The organism is Leptolyngbya sp. FACHB-1624 (assembly GCF_047649235.1).
GTDB classification, from domain to species: domain Bacteria; phylum Cyanobacteriota; class Cyanobacteriia; order Leptolyngbyales; family Leptolyngbyaceae; genus Leptolyngbya; species Leptolyngbya boryana.
On sequence record NZ_CP180258.1, the window covers coordinates 5667826 to 5682497 of the forward strand.

General features: G+C 45.0%; 27 protein-coding genes. 10 read left to right on the forward strand and 17 right to left on the reverse strand.

What is annotated here, in order from left to right:
* Positions 1 to 219 precede the first annotated feature (219 nt).
* Positions 220 to 567, forward strand: coding sequence for a hypothetical protein (locus ACMUEV_RS26855; protein ID WP_190653800.1), 348 nt, complete (start codon positions 220 to 222; stop codon positions 565 to 567).
* Positions 568 to 681: 114 nt separating this feature from the next.
* Here the strand turns inward: ACMUEV_RS26855 and ACMUEV_RS26860 are convergent, their stop codons facing one another.
* The 11 genes from ACMUEV_RS26860 to ACMUEV_RS26910 all read right to left on the reverse strand — a co-directional run bounded on the left by ACMUEV_RS26860 (position 682) and on the right by ACMUEV_RS26910 (position 4615).
* Positions 682 to 954 (reverse strand): hypothetical protein, encoded by a 273-nt coding sequence (locus tag ACMUEV_RS26860; protein WP_190653801.1) that lies wholly within the window; start codon positions 952 to 954, stop codon positions 682 to 684.
* Positions 951 to 1196: a hypothetical protein gene (locus tag ACMUEV_RS26865; RefSeq protein WP_190653802.1), complete on the reverse strand. Its 246-nt coding sequence runs from the start codon at positions 1194 to 1196 to the stop codon at positions 951 to 953. Before ACMUEV_RS26865 ends, ACMUEV_RS26860 begins: the two co-directional genes overlap by 4 nt.
* Positions 1193 to 1495: a hypothetical protein gene (locus ACMUEV_RS26870; RefSeq protein ID WP_190653803.1), complete on the reverse strand. Its 303-nt coding sequence runs from the start codon at positions 1493 to 1495 to the stop codon at positions 1193 to 1195. The genes ACMUEV_RS26865 and ACMUEV_RS26870 overlap by 4 nt, the downstream gene beginning before the upstream one ends.
* 175 nt (positions 1496 to 1670) lie before the next feature.
* Positions 1671 to 2423, reverse strand: a complete 753-nt coding sequence (locus ACMUEV_RS26875; RefSeq protein ID WP_242044950.1) for an AAA family ATPase — start codon at positions 2421 to 2423, stop codon at positions 1671 to 1673.
* A complete protein-coding gene (locus ACMUEV_RS26880) occupies positions 2380 to 2814 on the reverse strand; it encodes a hypothetical protein (RefSeq protein WP_242044940.1) in 435 nt (144 codons plus the stop codon). Before ACMUEV_RS26880 ends, ACMUEV_RS26875 begins: the two co-directional genes overlap by 44 nt.
* Positions 2811 to 2951 carry a YuiA family protein gene (locus ACMUEV_RS26885; RefSeq protein WP_415354705.1) on the reverse strand — a complete coding sequence of 47 codons (141 nt, stop codon included), beginning with the start codon at positions 2949 to 2951 and terminating at the stop codon, positions 2811 to 2813. Before ACMUEV_RS26885 ends, ACMUEV_RS26880 begins: the two co-directional genes overlap by 4 nt.
* Before the next feature lie 63 nt (positions 2952 to 3014).
* A complete protein-coding gene (locus tag ACMUEV_RS26890; protein WP_190653805.1) occupies positions 3015 to 3185 on the reverse strand; it encodes a hypothetical protein in 171 nt (56 codons plus the stop codon).
* A gap of 12 nt (positions 3186 to 3197) precedes the next feature.
* Positions 3198 to 3473, reverse strand: a complete 276-nt coding sequence (locus ACMUEV_RS26895; RefSeq protein WP_190653806.1) for a hypothetical protein — start codon at positions 3471 to 3473, stop codon at positions 3198 to 3200.
* A gap of 74 nt (positions 3474 to 3547) precedes the next feature.
* Positions 3548 to 3703, reverse strand: a complete 156-nt coding sequence (locus tag ACMUEV_RS26900; protein ID WP_190653807.1) for a hypothetical protein — start codon at positions 3701 to 3703, stop codon at positions 3548 to 3550.
* 159 nt (positions 3704 to 3862) lie between these two features.
* A complete protein-coding gene (locus ACMUEV_RS26905; RefSeq protein ID WP_190653808.1) occupies positions 3863 to 4171 on the reverse strand; it encodes a hypothetical protein in 309 nt (102 codons plus the stop codon).
* A gap of 159 nt (positions 4172 to 4330) precedes the next feature.
* Positions 4331 to 4615 (reverse strand): hypothetical protein, encoded by a 285-nt coding sequence (locus ACMUEV_RS26910; protein ID WP_190653809.1) that lies wholly within the window; start codon positions 4613 to 4615, stop codon positions 4331 to 4333.
* A 191-nt stretch (positions 4616 to 4806) separates the two neighbouring features.
* Between ACMUEV_RS26910 and ACMUEV_RS26915 the strand changes: the two genes are divergently transcribed.
* The 4 genes from ACMUEV_RS26915 to ACMUEV_RS26930 all read left to right on the forward strand — a co-directional run bounded on the left by ACMUEV_RS26915 (position 4807) and on the right by ACMUEV_RS26930 (position 6094).
* Complete coding sequence (locus ACMUEV_RS26915) at positions 4807 to 4995, forward strand: hypothetical protein (RefSeq protein ID WP_190653810.1); 189 nt, start codon at positions 4807 to 4809, stop codon at positions 4993 to 4995.
* Between the two features lie 326 nt (positions 4996 to 5321).
* Entirely contained in the window at positions 5322 to 5555 is a 234-nt protein-coding gene (locus ACMUEV_RS26920; RefSeq protein WP_190653811.1) for a hypothetical protein, read from the forward strand.
* On the forward strand, positions 5555 to 5686 hold the full coding sequence (locus ACMUEV_RS26925) for a hypothetical protein (protein ID WP_277880479.1): 132 nt from the start codon (positions 5555 to 5557) through the stop codon (positions 5684 to 5686). The genes ACMUEV_RS26920 and ACMUEV_RS26925 overlap by 1 nt, the downstream gene beginning before the upstream one ends.
* A 42-nt stretch (positions 5687 to 5728) precedes the next feature.
* Positions 5729 to 6094 carry a DUF2442 domain-containing protein gene (locus tag ACMUEV_RS26930; RefSeq protein ID WP_190653812.1) on the forward strand — a complete coding sequence of 122 codons (366 nt, stop codon included), beginning with the start codon at positions 5729 to 5731 and terminating at the stop codon, positions 6092 to 6094.
* 132 nt (positions 6095 to 6226) lie between these two features.
* On the opposite strand, the gene ACMUEV_RS26935 is transcribed toward ACMUEV_RS26930, so the two are convergent.
* Positions 6227 to 6649, reverse strand: a complete 423-nt coding sequence (locus ACMUEV_RS26935; protein WP_190653813.1) for a DUF1643 domain-containing protein — start codon at positions 6647 to 6649, stop codon at positions 6227 to 6229.
* Between the two features lie 723 nt (positions 6650 to 7372).
* Between ACMUEV_RS26935 and ACMUEV_RS26940 the strand changes: the two genes are divergently transcribed.
* On the forward strand, positions 7373 to 8566 hold the full coding sequence (locus tag ACMUEV_RS26940; protein WP_190653814.1) for a hypothetical protein: 1194 nt from the start codon (positions 7373 to 7375) through the stop codon (positions 8564 to 8566).
* 257 nt (positions 8567 to 8823) lie between these two features.
* Here the strand turns inward: ACMUEV_RS26940 and ACMUEV_RS26945 are convergent, their stop codons facing one another.
* From ACMUEV_RS26945 to ACMUEV_RS26955, 3 genes are all read right to left on the reverse strand, one after another.
* Positions 8824 to 9057 (reverse strand): hypothetical protein, encoded by a 234-nt coding sequence (locus ACMUEV_RS26945; RefSeq protein WP_199329764.1) that lies wholly within the window; start codon positions 9055 to 9057, stop codon positions 8824 to 8826.
* A gap of 77 nt (positions 9058 to 9134) precedes the next feature.
* Positions 9135 to 9740, reverse strand: a complete 606-nt coding sequence (locus ACMUEV_RS26950; RefSeq protein WP_190653815.1) for an SH3 domain-containing protein — start codon at positions 9738 to 9740, stop codon at positions 9135 to 9137.
* Between the two features lie 137 nt (positions 9741 to 9877).
* Positions 9878 to 10090, reverse strand: coding sequence for an NfeD family protein (locus ACMUEV_RS26955; RefSeq protein WP_190653816.1), 213 nt, complete (start codon positions 10088 to 10090; stop codon positions 9878 to 9880).
* A gap of 326 nt (positions 10091 to 10416) precedes the next feature.
* Between ACMUEV_RS26955 and ACMUEV_RS26960 the strand changes: the two genes are divergently transcribed.
* Complete coding sequence (locus ACMUEV_RS26960; RefSeq protein WP_190653817.1) at positions 10417 to 10668, forward strand: hypothetical protein; 252 nt, start codon at positions 10417 to 10419, stop codon at positions 10666 to 10668.
* Positions 10669 to 10721: 53 nt separating this feature from the next.
* Here ACMUEV_RS26960 and ACMUEV_RS26965 read toward each other — a convergent pair whose 3' ends face one another.
* A complete protein-coding gene (locus ACMUEV_RS26965; protein ID WP_190653818.1) occupies positions 10722 to 11333 on the reverse strand; it encodes an RNA polymerase sigma factor in 612 nt (203 codons plus the stop codon).
* A 324-nt stretch (positions 11334 to 11657) separates the two neighbouring features.
* On the opposite strand from ACMUEV_RS26965, the gene ACMUEV_RS26970 reads away from it, so the two are divergent.
* The gene (locus ACMUEV_RS26970; RefSeq protein ID WP_190653819.1) at positions 11658 to 12227 is read left to right on the forward strand and encodes a peptidoglycan-binding domain-containing protein; all 570 of its coding nucleotides are present in this window, start codon (positions 11658 to 11660) and stop codon (positions 12225 to 12227) included.
* A 176-nt stretch (positions 12228 to 12403) separates the two neighbouring features.
* On the opposite strand, the gene ACMUEV_RS26975 is transcribed toward ACMUEV_RS26970, so the two are convergent.
* On the reverse strand, positions 12404 to 13306 hold the full coding sequence (locus ACMUEV_RS26975) for a DNA/RNA non-specific endonuclease (RefSeq protein ID WP_190653820.1): 903 nt from the start codon (positions 13304 to 13306) through the stop codon (positions 12404 to 12406).
* Positions 13307 to 13329: 23 nt separating this feature from the next.
* Between ACMUEV_RS26975 and ACMUEV_RS26980 the strand changes: the two genes are divergently transcribed.
* Together ACMUEV_RS26980 and ACMUEV_RS26985 are read left to right on the forward strand one after the other, a co-directional pair.
* Positions 13330 to 13743, forward strand: a complete 414-nt coding sequence (locus ACMUEV_RS26980) for a nuclease A inhibitor family protein (protein WP_190653821.1) — start codon at positions 13330 to 13332, stop codon at positions 13741 to 13743.
* Between the two features lie 280 nt (positions 13744 to 14023).
* Complete coding sequence (locus ACMUEV_RS26985) at positions 14024 to 14485, forward strand: hypothetical protein (protein WP_190653822.1); 462 nt, start codon at positions 14024 to 14026, stop codon at positions 14483 to 14485.
* Positions 14486 to 14672: the final 187 nt, after the last annotated feature.

The following is a 14672-nucleotide window of genomic DNA, read 5'->3' on the forward strand; positions in this document are numbered from 1 at the left end:
GGTTTTTCTCCCAAACCCTCTTTCAAAACCAACGCAGGCGGGGCTATTTTACGCCTTCTGATCCCGTGTCAAGGGCTGCGCGAGTGCGAATAGAGGTGCTTCGCTCAAGTTTGTTGGGTCGCTCCGCTCCCAGTTTCGCACCCTTGACACTCGTTCGTCGGGTCAAGAAGAAAGACCGCTAAAGGCGTTTTGGGGTCGCGTTGCGTTTGGTTTTTGTTTATGCTTTCTGTTCCATTTGAGTTCGTTGCGGGTTTGGCGGTTGAGTTCGGTGCGGTTGAGTGTTTCTGGCGTGAGTCGGATCGGTCGTTCACGGGCTTTGTTGCTGAGGTGTGGTTTGACTCGCTGCCTCGTGAGTTCGCGGTTCGTTGGGCGCGGGTGGTTGGCTACTCGGTTGTGGTTCGTTGTCCGTCTTCGGCTCCAGGTCGGTTTGCGGTTTCTGTGCCTTGTGTGGTTCCTCTGGGTTCGGTGTCTCTCTCTGCTGTGTCTCGTGGCTCTCGTGTGCAGTTGAGTGAGTTGTCGCTTGAGGAGTTGTTCGCTCTGGCTGAGGAGGTTGGTTCTCAGTACTAGCGTTCTGGGGGCTTCGGCTCCCTTTTTTTGCGTTACCGACCTGTCCGCCGAACACTTCACCCAACAATAAAAAATCCCCCATCTCTGGAGGACTGAGCATTATGCTGAACGGTCTCAAACAGACTGATCTAATGAAGCCATAATTTCTTTACTCTGAGCGATAATTTGCTGAAGATGCTCACGAACAGTTTGATCAACATTGGGATTTTTGTACCGGGTCACATCCAGTTCGAGAAACGTGAGGAGATTATCAATCTGTTTCTGAATGAGTTTCGATCTCCCAACGATGTCGCCATATTCCCAATTCGGATCAGGTTCTTCACCTGCTTCATACACTGGCGGATAGGGAAAATTGGGATCGTATTGTTCGGGTAAATCGCTCATCATTCCTCTGCATTACTCAATTGCCACAATTCCGCCGCTAATTTCGTATTCACAAAACTAAGAATCTGATTTAGTTCCATGAGTTCAGTCATTTCAGCTTCTTCATCAGTGGTTAAGGATCGATTCTTCCGGTCTGTGAGAAGGCTCTCTAAACGTTCCTGTAAGCGATCGCTGAACTGAAAATGTCTCGCCTTATCGTTTGGATCAAACTGAATGTCGTTGTAGAGATGGGCTGAACAGGTCATAAATCTTCTATCTCATAACAGGCTAATTGAAATCGACATTGAACCGCAGCCGCTAACATGATCAGCGTATCAGCCGTACATGAGCCAGCGGTAAAAGCACGTTCAATTTGAGGTCTACGGTTTATGGCTGTAGCGTTCTTATCCTTCTCACTTCCATGTTCACGCGCGATCGCCACATATTCTCGTACTAAATTTGGTAGCCATTTCTCACCCCATTTTTTCTGGGCGCGTTGCTGAATTCGCTCTAGAATTGCGCTACACGTCGTAATCTCCAAGTTTTCAGCCAAACTCATCAGCATAAGATTCTAACTAAAATTAGTATTACTGAGCATCGTACATTTGTTTTAGTTCGTTGTTGAGTCCCATTTCTCGGTTCCCTTTTGAAGGGTTGCCGCTCCCAAGCCGCGAGGCTTACCTTCTCATTGAGCGAATCGGTCGCTATCGCTCCCAAGGCACTCAACGAGAAGGTCAAATCTATTCGATTTCTTCAAACATCTCGATCAATTCATCGACTTGTTCAGAAGTCAATTGAGTCGGATCTGAAGCTTCAAAATGGTTTTGCATGAGCAGCTTGACCGACTCGACATCCAGACCGATCTTAGTTCTCGCCACTTTCACGCGATCTCGTTTCGATTGTCCCGTTTCGGGCATCTCAACGCCATCGGCTAACCACATCAGCAGCAGTTCCGCCAATTCGCGACCGGGGTTTAAATGAGTCGTATTGCTCAAACCAGGACAACGAGATTTAGAAATCGTAAGCAAATGATCAAGGCTCAACTCTCCAGCTAAATCAAACTCATATTCGATTCCGGCTGCCTGCATTGGTGCAGTTCCCACTTTAGTTGGGGTCAAGACCTCCTTACCGCTTTTGTTTATTGTTGTAGTCATGACCCATTCAGTTTTGCTCCGCATTGTTCCGATCAAATGAGCGGAACTTGAAAGCATGGCATCGATCAATGCACGTTCTAAAGGTTTGATCTTTGCCCAGTTGCTAAAATTTCCTCCTGCCATATCTAATTCGGCAAACCAAGCATGAGAAAGAGAATCAACGATAATCACATCGTATCCGGCTGCATCTGCCGCTTTGATCGCTTCGACGTATCTACCTGGGTGAAACTCTTTCAACTCGCACACATCAAAATTGAAAAGGTCGGCGTATTTGCTGGCTGATCCGCGTTCAGTATCAATCACTGCGATCGATTGTCCGAGATGAGAAGCGATCGACAATGCCGAATAAGTCTTGCCTGAACCACTTGCGCCAGATAACGCTAAACGTAACCGTGCTTGGGTTTTTGTCGCTTTTTGAAACATGATGCCTCTTAAGTCTGAAAGAAATGCGGGGCACGACTCCCGCGATCGTGCTGGCTCTGCCAATATCGTTAGAGTTCTCGCCACAGGTGAGCATTGTCGTAGCTAAGTAGAACTCATGTTCTGGCGGATTGGGCATCTTCACCGCTAACTGTTCCCGTGTCATATATTCGGGAATGTTGCAAATTTCGTAAGTCCTCAATCCAGTGCGAGAAGTGCCCAGTTTGCGATACTGTCGAGGGGTTTCAATCTGCCATCGATTTCTAGATGGATCGAAAGTGAAGCGATAGGTTTTGAGTTCGTGAATCATTTCTGCTCCTTTGGTGCATTTTTGGAAGAATCTTTTGGTGTTGCTGCTCGTCCGGTTCCCTTGCACCTAGGGCAGTCTGCCAAGGTTTCGATCAGCGTCTCGTAATAGCCGCGACCGTCACAGTATTTACATTTCATCGTGTGGTGTAGGGTAAATGTTTTCAGTGAGGCAGTTTTGCGGCACTGCCTGAGCCGGAGTCATCAGAGGTTTAGAAGCTCTTGTCCTCGGTCTGCCCAAGCTTCGAGAATCAAATCGAAGTTCTCAGGGTGCTGTGATTCGTACCAGCGAGACGGAGTGAATAAGCAATCCTCTCGATTGATTGGGCAGGTTTTGCCAATCAGTACTGTGATCGAATGTTTGCTTGGATTCATAGCGATCACTCCTTAGAAGTCTTCGTAGTAACGGCAAGGATTCGGATCGTCGTAAGCTCCGTCCCTAAAAGCTTTTGAGCGATAGAGAATTTCTCCTGTACATGGATCGCGATCGAAAGTTTTGATTTTGTTTACATAGCCTTCGATATAAGCTGGCTCCACACTTTTAGGCAGTTCGGCAAATGCGGCATCTGTTGCACCTTGCTGGAAAAGCTCGGAAGCAATTTCATCTTGTTGTAGATCGCGTTTTTCGAGTAGATCGCCATGCGTCAATTGAAAATCAGACATAAAATGGAGTCTCCATCGTTGTTGTTGGATGCCCTCGCTGCAATGTTTCTCAGGCAATCAGCGAGGGTTTTGAATTAGAGGAACTTCGGATCAGAAACCAAACCTTTCTGGGCACAAGCAGCGATATAAGCATTGAAAATCGGCTTAACTGTGCTGAGATCGCCATAGGAACTGGCTCGAATGGTGTCGAGTAGTTCTTGATTCATTGAGTCGAGTTTTGAAAGTTTCATGTGTCGTCTCGGTTGCGGGGTTGAGCCTTTTATCGACTTGCTCAGGTCTAGGACTGCACCTACTTTGCACTTATCCCCTTGTGCTACCGGGTCACTGTTAGGTGAGATGGTCACGCGCCTTACGTCCTGGCAGTTTAACGACATGCCCAGGTCACAGAACTAAACCTTTTTCGAGATCTCTAGTAAGAATGTCTCGATGCCGTTGAACTCCCACAACTTCACCTCATGGGGCGTAGAGAGTCGCTTACTGGGGCGAAGAAGCGCTTTAGCATCAGGGAAAAGCTCACGAAGTCGAACAATAAAACGCTCTGCTGAAAGCTCATTATTGAAGCCGACATAAGCTGTTTGCACTTTCGCCAGCCGTCCACCTTTGCCGGGACGTTTCAGAACTCGCGTAATCACCTGAACGCGATTGCATAGCCTGACCTGTGCGTAACGATCTTTGAGCAGTTGAACGGAAACTTTCATCGCTAAAACCAAATCTCTATACTTATAATTATACTATTTTTAGTATATTAATGTACTAATTTTAGTATAAAAAGAATGAAGTTTAGATGAAGGATTCCGACACAAAAAAAGCCCTCCCAAAACTGGAAGGGAAGCGGGTACGCTGTCTAAGCTCACAAGCTAGAACCGAAGTGAATTAGCTGGATGAGCAGAACCACCGCCCCCAGTCGGAAACTTAGAAAGAACCGCAGCAACCGCAGGCGGAACGCTCAGAAACACAGCTACACCAGGCGGAAAACTGCGCCACTGCGCGACAGGAGCGACACCCAAGACAGAAACGCCATCAGAAGCACACCAGTCAGCAAAGCCCATCGGCGCAACGGTCGGGAAGAAGAGAATAAAGCGATCACTGCCACGCGAGACAACCCAGCTAGGGGAGAAGGGAAAGAGTAAAGACAACTGCATAAAATCTACTAAACCGACATCTCAATTATACTAAAAATAGTATAAAAAGGCTATGCACGCGAAGTGTCACAATGACTGTCACAACCCTGCTTTCCCTTTCTCTTTTCTCTCTCTTCTCACTCTCCCATTCGAGACAGCTACCCAAGTCGAATCAGTCAAGAGGAGAGAGCGCCCCAAGAGTGGCAAGTAGCATGGCTGTAGCGGAGCGCTATGCTAAACTTGCCCGATGGCGCGAACGTAGCGTGTTAAAGGTCAGAGATTTCATTGAGTCGGAAGTGTTGAAGTTCAGATCGATCGTGATTCGAGGTGGAGCGAGACTCGATCGACAAATCTTTGGCGCTGGCGAATGCCGAATGGCAAATGAGCCTGCGCGAGTCTGAGCGAATAGCTAGCGCTAAGACGCGCCAGCGGCAAGTCTCACCGATCTACGAGCAATTTAGAGTCACCTGCTAATCTCCTGCACTCATTTCGAGCAATTTTACGATCGCTTATCAAATTTCCAAAGTGAAGCAGTTTTGAGCCAAGATGAAACGCGATCGCATTCTGAAACTTCTCTATTGCTAACTCTTGCCCATGCGAAGCACACAGGTTATCAGCAAAGGCACAGACGAGCAGCTTTGTGCTGTCCTCTTCTTACAGAACTCGCCTTTTCCATCGCGTAGCCTCTCCACGCTATAACAGTCTTATCAAGTAGGAGAAATTGATTATGCAGACCCAGAGTGAACACCTAACATCCGAAGCTGCTCAAGCTCTGATAGCAACTCTTCCAGAAAAAATTAGATTAGGGCTGCTGACTTGTGCGGCTCAGCTTGACTATCCCGTTGAAGCGGTAATCGAAATGGCGATTTCTGGATTCTTGGACGAAGATGCGGTGAACTTCCCTAGCTGTAATCCGGTAGATGTGGATTTTGGTAGACCGGATATTCGGAAAAGCGCTTAGTGAACAGTTCGCCGGACAAACTGAATAAAAGCCACAACCGCGATGGAAATGCCAACCCTGCTGAGACAAGACGGATTCTCGTCCAAGAAATGAGTATGAAGGATGCAAAGAAAGCGATCGCAATCGCGTAACCGAAAATCAGCGTAAATTTTTAGAGAAATGGGAGGAGATTCATGGCTGAAACAGCATTTGATGATCAGAAATTCCAGCAAGAGTTTGAGCAAGCTCAGGCAGCAGCAGTTCAAGCGAATCTTACAGAACCTAGAGCGATCGCAGCTTACTATGATGCTGAAGCAAAGCTAATCGTTGTAAAATTGCGAAGCGGCGCAAGTTTTAGTTTCCCTCCAGACATTGCTCAAGGACTGAGAGGTGCGAGAGCAGAAGATCTTGCTCAGGTTGAGATTACACCAATGGGCGATGGACTTCACTGGGAGGTGCTAGATACAGACTTCAGCGTACCAGGTTTACTATCTGGAATTTTTGGGACAAAGCAATGGATGGCAACCCTTCAACAGCAATGGTCACAGCAGGCTTCTTGAAAATTCAAGCCAATCGTTAACATCGGATTCGGAAGCCAATGCGATTAATCCCCCATCAATTCATAGCAAACAGCCCAACTCGTTCAGATGAATCAGGAACCTTTGCTAAAACTGCTTTCCTGTCAAAACTGTTCAAACTATTGGATTATGATGGGTTCCGTGATTGCCCCATGCAGCCACGACAATTCCTGCTCTTGCCGCGTACTCAAGTAAATATTGGTCATTTTCTAAACCGATTGAATCGACTGAGGCAATCATCTCTTTTGGGTCGGTTGCTCGGTACGCGAACAAATTGGTCATACAAAGACCCGAATATCCCCAATCTTTCGCAAATTTGGTGCAACGACGAATTGTAGGATCATCGTGTGTTTCATCTGCCGTAGACGGGTTCAAGCCAACGAACATGGCGTAATTAGAACTCCAATCATTCGCCCACCTCCGCCACAGAAGATAGCGATATTTGCGGCAAGGAGAAAATATTGCATCACTAGAGGGTGTTTCAATAACAGAAAGGAATGACGATTGATTCACGAAGCGGCTACCTGACTGCGACATTGGAATCAGCGTATCTATAAACAAACTAGGGAGGCAACACTTGCTGGAAAAGGTCACTGCGTTTCTAGATCAGCATTCGATGAATTTCGACGATCGTGATCCGCTAACTGCAATGACTTTAAAGCGAGTTATCGTAAGTTCGAGCCAGGTTTAGAGAAGCAGAATAAATGCTGAAAACAAAATATTTGTAATCACGTAAGTTTTGCAAATTTGATTTGACAAGCCCAGCAAACGTTGTTACCGTTTAGGTCAATTCTAAAAATCCTCCAGATTTCCTGAAAATTTCGCCACATTTGCATAACTTCCTCCCATCTATATAGCTCATCGTCTGATTGTCCTTAAAAAGCTCAAAAATCTAATGGAGTTTAGAACTATAACTGACAGGAACAAGTTAAGAACTGTAGTTAGATTGCAGATCAACATTCAATACCTGTGAGGTTGATCGATTCAGATGAGCTTTGCTAATCCATTCCAGACAAACCTACTTGGGATCGTCTATCTGAGATAGGATTTCCTTGCGGAGTTCCGCTCTAATTTTGCCGAATCTACCCCATTTTGTTGAGTTTCTCAAAGACAACTGATTGAGCATACCTTTACACAATCTCCACAGCAGCAAGTTCATTTTTGGGACTAGACATAGCTCTGGGATTATTTTTGCTGCATCTTCTGCATGGTGCTAAAAGGTTGTTCATTTAAGAACCACAATCATAAGGAGAATTCATCATGTATTCGACACAAGCTGACAAGAAACTTGAGCCAGTAAAGATTGAAGAAAAAGCAGCCAAACTGAAAGAGCATTTTAACGGAGTGCTATCATTCATAGGCACAGATAAAGAGAAAGCTCATCGCTTAGTGCAAGATCACATCAAAGAGCCAAGGAACCTTAATGATTTGCTAGTCTTTACTAATGTGGCAAATCAGATTTATGGAATGATCAAAGATTTTGGTCTAGCAAACAGCCAGTCTAAGCTAAGTCAACAAATTAGTAAATGGCGCGATGAGATTACTGGTTTAATTTACGATCTACGCGACAGTTTTCTGGCACAAGATCCAAATGCCCTTAAGCGATTTAGCCTGGCTGAGCAATACAAAAACATAAAAAACATAAAAGAAGTAAATAATGTACCACAGCTACTGAGCGAGATGGATCAAACACTAGGAGTCCTGATATTCAGCAATGAAATTCCGAATGACTGTTCAAAGTTTGCATTGAGATTATTCACGAAGCGGATCAGTGTTCTAGTTGCTAGATTTTTGGAAGGAAAAGACAGTATTACACAATCACAATATAAGGAACTGCATCAGAATGAAGCCTTGAAGCAGACTCGAAAAGTCATACTTGAGTACAAAGCTGATCCATCTTTTCCATGCCCTTATCATGCAAAGACATCCATTGGACAAATTGCAGGAGAGATTGTGACGCTCGAAGCTCATGCTGGCAAGCCTTTTCTTTTAGCCCCCGAACTACATCTCTACATAAACGAAGAGGCATTTATTGATAGCATCGACACTTATGTAGAGAAGCGAAGCTTTAGTGAAGGCATAAATGAAGTGAAGATTCAAGACGTGGAAGAGAAGACTGATTTTCAAAGATACACAGAACTACAAGCGGTAGCCTCTCAAAGTAACATAATCACAGGCAAGTTCTTAACGGACTACCAGCCAAAACAGCAAGAAAACAAGCACTATGACTACGGAAGCCTGAATAAACATCAAGTTGATCCTTTTCTGAAAGATTTTTGTGTGCCGGACTCTATGATAGACAGGGTTATTGCATCCTTGCTCAAGGAAAAGAGCAAGGCAAAAGAATGGGATATCATGACATTTGAATGGGAAAGCTGGACAAGCGGATCAAATCCCTTCTCGCAAAAGTTCGATGAAGAGAAGTACACCCAATGGGAGAAATCGCGACTTTAGTATGAACTATGCAACCAAGAATTCGATAGACTCTTGGGCTGTAATTCCGTCGGTGTTGATTTCAATTGAAAGCAAGTTCATTGTGCCTAGCAAATAATTTAGGGATGTAGAGGAGAAGCCGCAATCGCGATCATGATTGTGGCTTTTTCAATAGGAGAGTTGAGATCGAATTGTTTCCAGGTTCTACCTAATAACAAGCAGATGCAGCCTCATACAGACGAGAATAAGCGGATTGTGCGCCCTAGCTTCAACATCCATTATTCGATAGGTTCGCCATCTTCTAGCGTGTAAAGATCTGGTTCATCATGCCAAAAATCAAAAGCTCCACCCTGTTCAGCGAGTTGCATTAATTCCAAAGTGGAAGGCTCAGGGATCGATGCCCATAGCTTCTCTTCTAACAAGACTTGCTCAGCAGGAGAGAGCGATCGAATCGCCTGGACAAGAGATTCGACCAATTGGGCGTTAATATTGTTCTCACTGCCTGATTGCATATAGCTCTGAACAAGGATTTGACGTAATAAGCGTATGGTAACTCAATGCTAGATTTCTCCAAAATTGAGAGCGATCGCTATTTATAACAAGCAGGTGCAGACCCACCCGGACGAGAATAGGCTGATCTTCTCCCACAGCTTCGACCTCGTTTATCGGTATCGTAAGGACATTCACAACTTCCAGACACAGGCTCTCGAATTGGGTTCAGCCCTTCAGAAGTGGGAGAAGGTGACACGGCTGGCGATGATTCTGTTGAACTCTTTCCAGCGATCGCCACAAATTGACCATTTACCCAACCTGTTGCCCCAGATGGGAATTTGACTTGATACCAGGTCTGACCGTCATCTCCTTGTTTCTCGCTCAAAACTTGAACGACATCGCCCACAACACCATAATGCTGAGCAGTAGAACGAGTACTTGCATCTTCACGGACATTAATTTGAGCGTTTGGATCTTGAGCGGTGAGTGTTACTTGCCGATCGCTTAAGGATGGAACGGTTGGACTCGGCTTCTCGATCGAGGGGGTCGGGGAAAGTGTGACGGGCGTTGGAAGCGATGAGGGAGTTTCGGAAGGAGAGGGAGCGGTAGTTTCACTAGCCGAAGGCAACGCAGTATTTTGAGGCGGAGCAGAACAGGCTGCTAAAAGAAGCAAACCTGCAAGAAATGAGATTGAGAGCTGCATCGCTGGTAATGGGTGCAAGGATAAGAACCAGCTAACCGCGAGAATTTAAACTTCGTATCTAGCTGTAGAAACAATTGCAGTCTTTCGAGTCATTCGTTTTTCTCAGTGGGAGTTAGTGTGAGAATTTCAAAAGGCTTTTAGATTGCTTCAATCAACAAGGTGTTGTTACAGCGTCCCACAACTCGGACATGATCGCCGAGATTAAGCGCGAGAGGACGATATGATCGCGCAGTCCAATAAGTTGCTTGAAAGGCAATTTGCCATTCTTCACCTCCATCGAGAACATCTACAACAGTTCCTTCATTATCGACTTCTAACGTATTAGGCACAGAATAAAGCCAGTACAACATGGGAAAGGCTCCTAATCGTAAATGATATCTACACCTAATAAGTGAATGAAGGAGAAATAGTGTGACACATTTAAGGTGAATACCTGAGCTAATGCTTGACGAGTTTAATATTTTTCCAAAACAAACATTTATAAACCAAAAACTTACCGTGTAAATCACACAAATTAAACTAATTTAGTCACTAAATCTAGGTCTATTGCACTAATACTCAGAACAACACAGTTTAGCGTAAACAAATAACCTCTAAGTTAATAGTGATAGTGAAATGATCACAAGTTCTTAGCGTTCCTAGGCGGAAAGACTGTAGCCCTAATATAGGACTTGCCATGAATGACTTCACCTTGCTCGATGATTCAAGCACGGCTGTATCTCCTACTTCAATTAGCAGCAGCATAGACCAAAATACCGTTCTCCTTGACCCTGCTACACTCAAAACTTTAGATGAGATTAGTTCTCTAACCTTGATCTTCATTACGGTCTGGCTGTGCTTATACAGCACTGTTCAAGTCTTTTCTCACAGCGTCCGCCTGATGGAGCAGATCAACCGCTTCATCGAACTGCTGATCAAAAAAGATTAAACTTTACATTAACCCCTTGTCTTGTATAGATGAGGGGTTAGGGGAAACATCCTTTAGTGTCGGCGAAGCGGCTCATACTCGCCACCTAATTCGTGAAATAAACGGCGCAATTCGCGTTTGGCACGAGTTGCCTTCTGGCGTAAAGCTTCTTCGCTAGGCGCTTCACCATCGCGCTCAAGGAGACGTTTCCGAATCGCAGACCAAGATAACTCCTCTAAAAATCGCCAATCCATTAATTCTGCAACTTTTGGATTCTTGGCTCTGTGTATCTCAAGCGCTTGCAGAAAAATTGCAATATTGCGATCGCAGCTCTCTTCGCAGCAATTATCAGATTCAGATAATGTATCCAGAACCGCTGCTTGTGGATCAGTCGGAAGTTCTCTGCTTCGCTGTCGAGAGCGCTCATAGACAATGTAACGAGCCGTTCCTTTGATCCAGGCTCTACAGCTAATAATTCGAGTTCCTTGATCGGTTGCTTTCAATCCTCTTAAATAAGCCTCATGTAATATGTCAGCAGGTTCAGTATGAGAGTCTAGCTCAAATTGCTGAATATAACGCCTCACCGTCGTAATGATCGAGTAAGCATGTGGACTATCTTGGTTAAGAATCTGATCCATCACTTCATCAAGCGCTCTTCTTTGACAATCCTTTTCTGAGTCATTCATAAGGGTTCTAATGTGAGGGCTTCATAAATTTAGTGTTCTTTAATCTAAAACTGTGACATTTTGCGTGACGGCAACTATTGGCTTTTACGGTTCTCAGCTAGATAAAAATTTGTAGTCGAAAATTTTAGAGTGGATGGGTGTCACATTCTTCGACCTTCTAACACCTTATGTATGGAGGCGATACAATCGCTATCACCATTACCCTCATTTTCTAGGGTTTGAGCCTAAATTATTAGGAGCCAGAACTCGAAGCTTCATTCGCTTTTGAACAAGGTAGCGGTGCTGGAATTGTCTTGTCTTAGTAACGCGCAGCAGGAAAAAACTATGGACAGCTTCATTCAAGAATCACAGAAACATCTGGCTGTACTTCAAGAGTACTACAAGCTGGAATGTCAGCAAAGGTTAAATGATACAGAAGTAAACCGAGTTCAGGAAATTTTGGAGCAGGCACAGAAAGATCCATTGCTTGACTTTCTGATCGATGAAGTTGACCACATCTTAGCGCACGAATTCGGATTGATCGATGAACAGTTCATCCAGCAGCAACAGCAAAAACTTGAATCATTGATCAATTCAACCTGGCTGGAGCATTTATTGAGCAGCTATACCCGCGAATCAGATTTACCTTCGGTGCAAGAAGCCCAAACTCGCCTAAAGCAAGAAGGACTTTACAACGGTCAAATCGATGGCATTTTCGGACCAATTACCAAGCAAGCATTTCGAGCACTGCGACGTAGAATTCAGGAGCGACTTGAGAAACAAGAACTTCCTACAGACTCAATTGATGGAATTCTAAAAGAGGATCAAAGTGTGACTGGGACAGTTCATCGAGAAGGAAAAAAGCTTGATTTTCAAGAGGTTGAGTTACTCAATCTAGAGGCAAAGTTTTCATGAATAGTAATAAAAATTTCTGACTGCTTTCTGAGTGTAAATTTTGGTGATGAGGAGTTCCAGAGCAAGGATTACATTCTTTAACTCTTGTTCTGGAACGCAATTCTGATATCTCCATCAGCCCTTAATCACGTTTGATAGACTACTGAGATAGATGCTGGCTTCGGAAGCCGAGAAGCTCACTTATCTTCCTTCGCTTCAATCACTTTCTGAATGTCTTCCGGCACATCCGAAAGAAAGTCATATCCTGTCAGCTTTTCAAGCTCATCTACCGTCGTTAGATAATCTTTATAGCTCTTTCTCTGAATGCCCGTCACATTCGGCATGTTCACCGCAATCACGCGAGTCTTCTCAGTTACGCCACGATTTCCTAAGCCAGGACGATCGACAACTACAACGACTTTCCACAATGTTGCTGGAACAGACACTTTACTTTTTCCGATCTCAGTGGCAAATCCCTTCGTACCCGTTCCACCTTCACCGTGTCCACCTGCAATGATATAGAGTTCTTTTCCTGCTCGTGCTAAATCTTGCGATAGGTTTTCGAGTTCCAACCACGGACCACCATTATTATCTTGAGTCTGCGGCAGAATGTTAGTCATGAAGAAAGTCGCGCAATTGTCGGTTTGGTTTGCTGATCGATCGCCCGATCGTGTCATGTGCCCTCTTGAGAAACCACTTCCAGCGTAGTCATTGGGTCGCACGGCAACAAAATTCTTCGGCAGGTCAGGATCAGGTCTGAAACTAGAACAGCGATCGACACTTCCAATCCACGATTTATTCAATTGCCAGCTCACCCAATTCGCGATTCGCTTGCTGTTGTTGTAGGAGAGCGCATATTGGCGTTTTAGCATCAAGTAATCATCTTCGTTCGTGGGATCAGGTGTTGCAGAACTGGGAGTCCCCATGATCAGATGAATGCTGCCATTATTTCGGGCTTGTGAAACGCCGCTATGAATTACGATGAGCGAGAAGATTAAAATACTGAAGATCCAATAGTATGTCTGCTTTCTGATCTTTGTCTTCTGGAACACATTGGTAAACATCTGAAACTCTCTCAGAGCAATGGTTTTCACCAGCATTGTACGAGGATATGTATCAAACTATGCAAAAAAATAATCAGACTTCTGAACTCGTGGCGACGTTCCAAAAACTCACAGAGAATCTAACGTGGATGAGTGAGACTGATGCACCGATTCAGGTATTTTGCTGGCAGGATTGCAGTGCGATCGAGACTCCTAAACAGCTTCTAGAACAAACGCATCATGAAGCAGATACACTCGTTGAAGAATTGGAATTAGAGACATTCTTCGAGCCAGTTGTGACTGAGCAGGATTGGTTTGGGGATGAAGAGAAAGAAACGGCTGAAAAGTATCGATCTCTGTTGTCTGCACTCAAAGACAACCTTACTGATATCAAGGTTTATCGAGTGGGTGAGGTTGAGATTGATGTGTATGTGGTGGGACAGATGGAGAGTGATGGAATCGTAGGAATTTCAACTCAGGTAGTAGAGACTTGACGTTTGAGGTTATGAAAATTCTTATTGACCTCAACTTCTAGCGATATATTCTCCAGAGACGGGCGTAAGTTGCAGAACAAGATTTCGGATATCGTCATTGGCTTCGCTGCATAAAAGTCAGAAGCCCGCCGTGTAGGTTATTGGGTAGCAACATCAGACGAGACAGGATCTATCTAAAAGGCTCAATCCTTTGTTATCTGGAGCCTTCTTTGGGTGGGCTGTTTCGTCCTAGTCACTATCCAGTTGTCAACAACATCTAGTACCAGAAGGAGAAAGATTCATGGCTATCTGCAACACGCAATTCAGAGTTGATCCGCTCCAAAACGCTACCCATCGCCGTGTACTAGTCGCACTCACTATGACGCTGGCTGTCATGTTTGGCGCTACAGTGCCATTCGGCGCTACGTCGCCAGCTACCGCAGCCGGGGTCAAATGCCAACCCAGTGTGAAGGTAACAAATAAGAAGGGAGCTTCAATCAAAGTGCTTCGATTTCTGTACAAAGTCGGTGGTAGCACAGTGTATACCGAAGGGCTAGTTAACAAAGTCCTGACCCCGAACGAAACTGAAACTTGGTCAAGCCAAACGCTAAATAATGCGGCGACTGGCGTTGTCGTCACCTCCACTGCTGTCGAGTACAAGGACGACACTGGTAGAGGTTACGGATCTCCGCGCACCTCGGCATGGTTCCCGCATAGCTTCACTTGTGCCGCAAACCACAACTACATCCACGAAATTCAGTAAGGCGCTGAGAGTGCTGCAACTTTGCTCAAAGTTGCAGCACTCCCAATAGATTACCGATGAGGCAAAACTTTGCGTGACAATGATTTTAGTATTCGAGTGTCGATGTTGTGAGATCAGGAAGTTATCGGAAAGCAGGCTGATTTCACTTCATCTCCATCACCTGCCAATTAATGCGATCACACCGAGC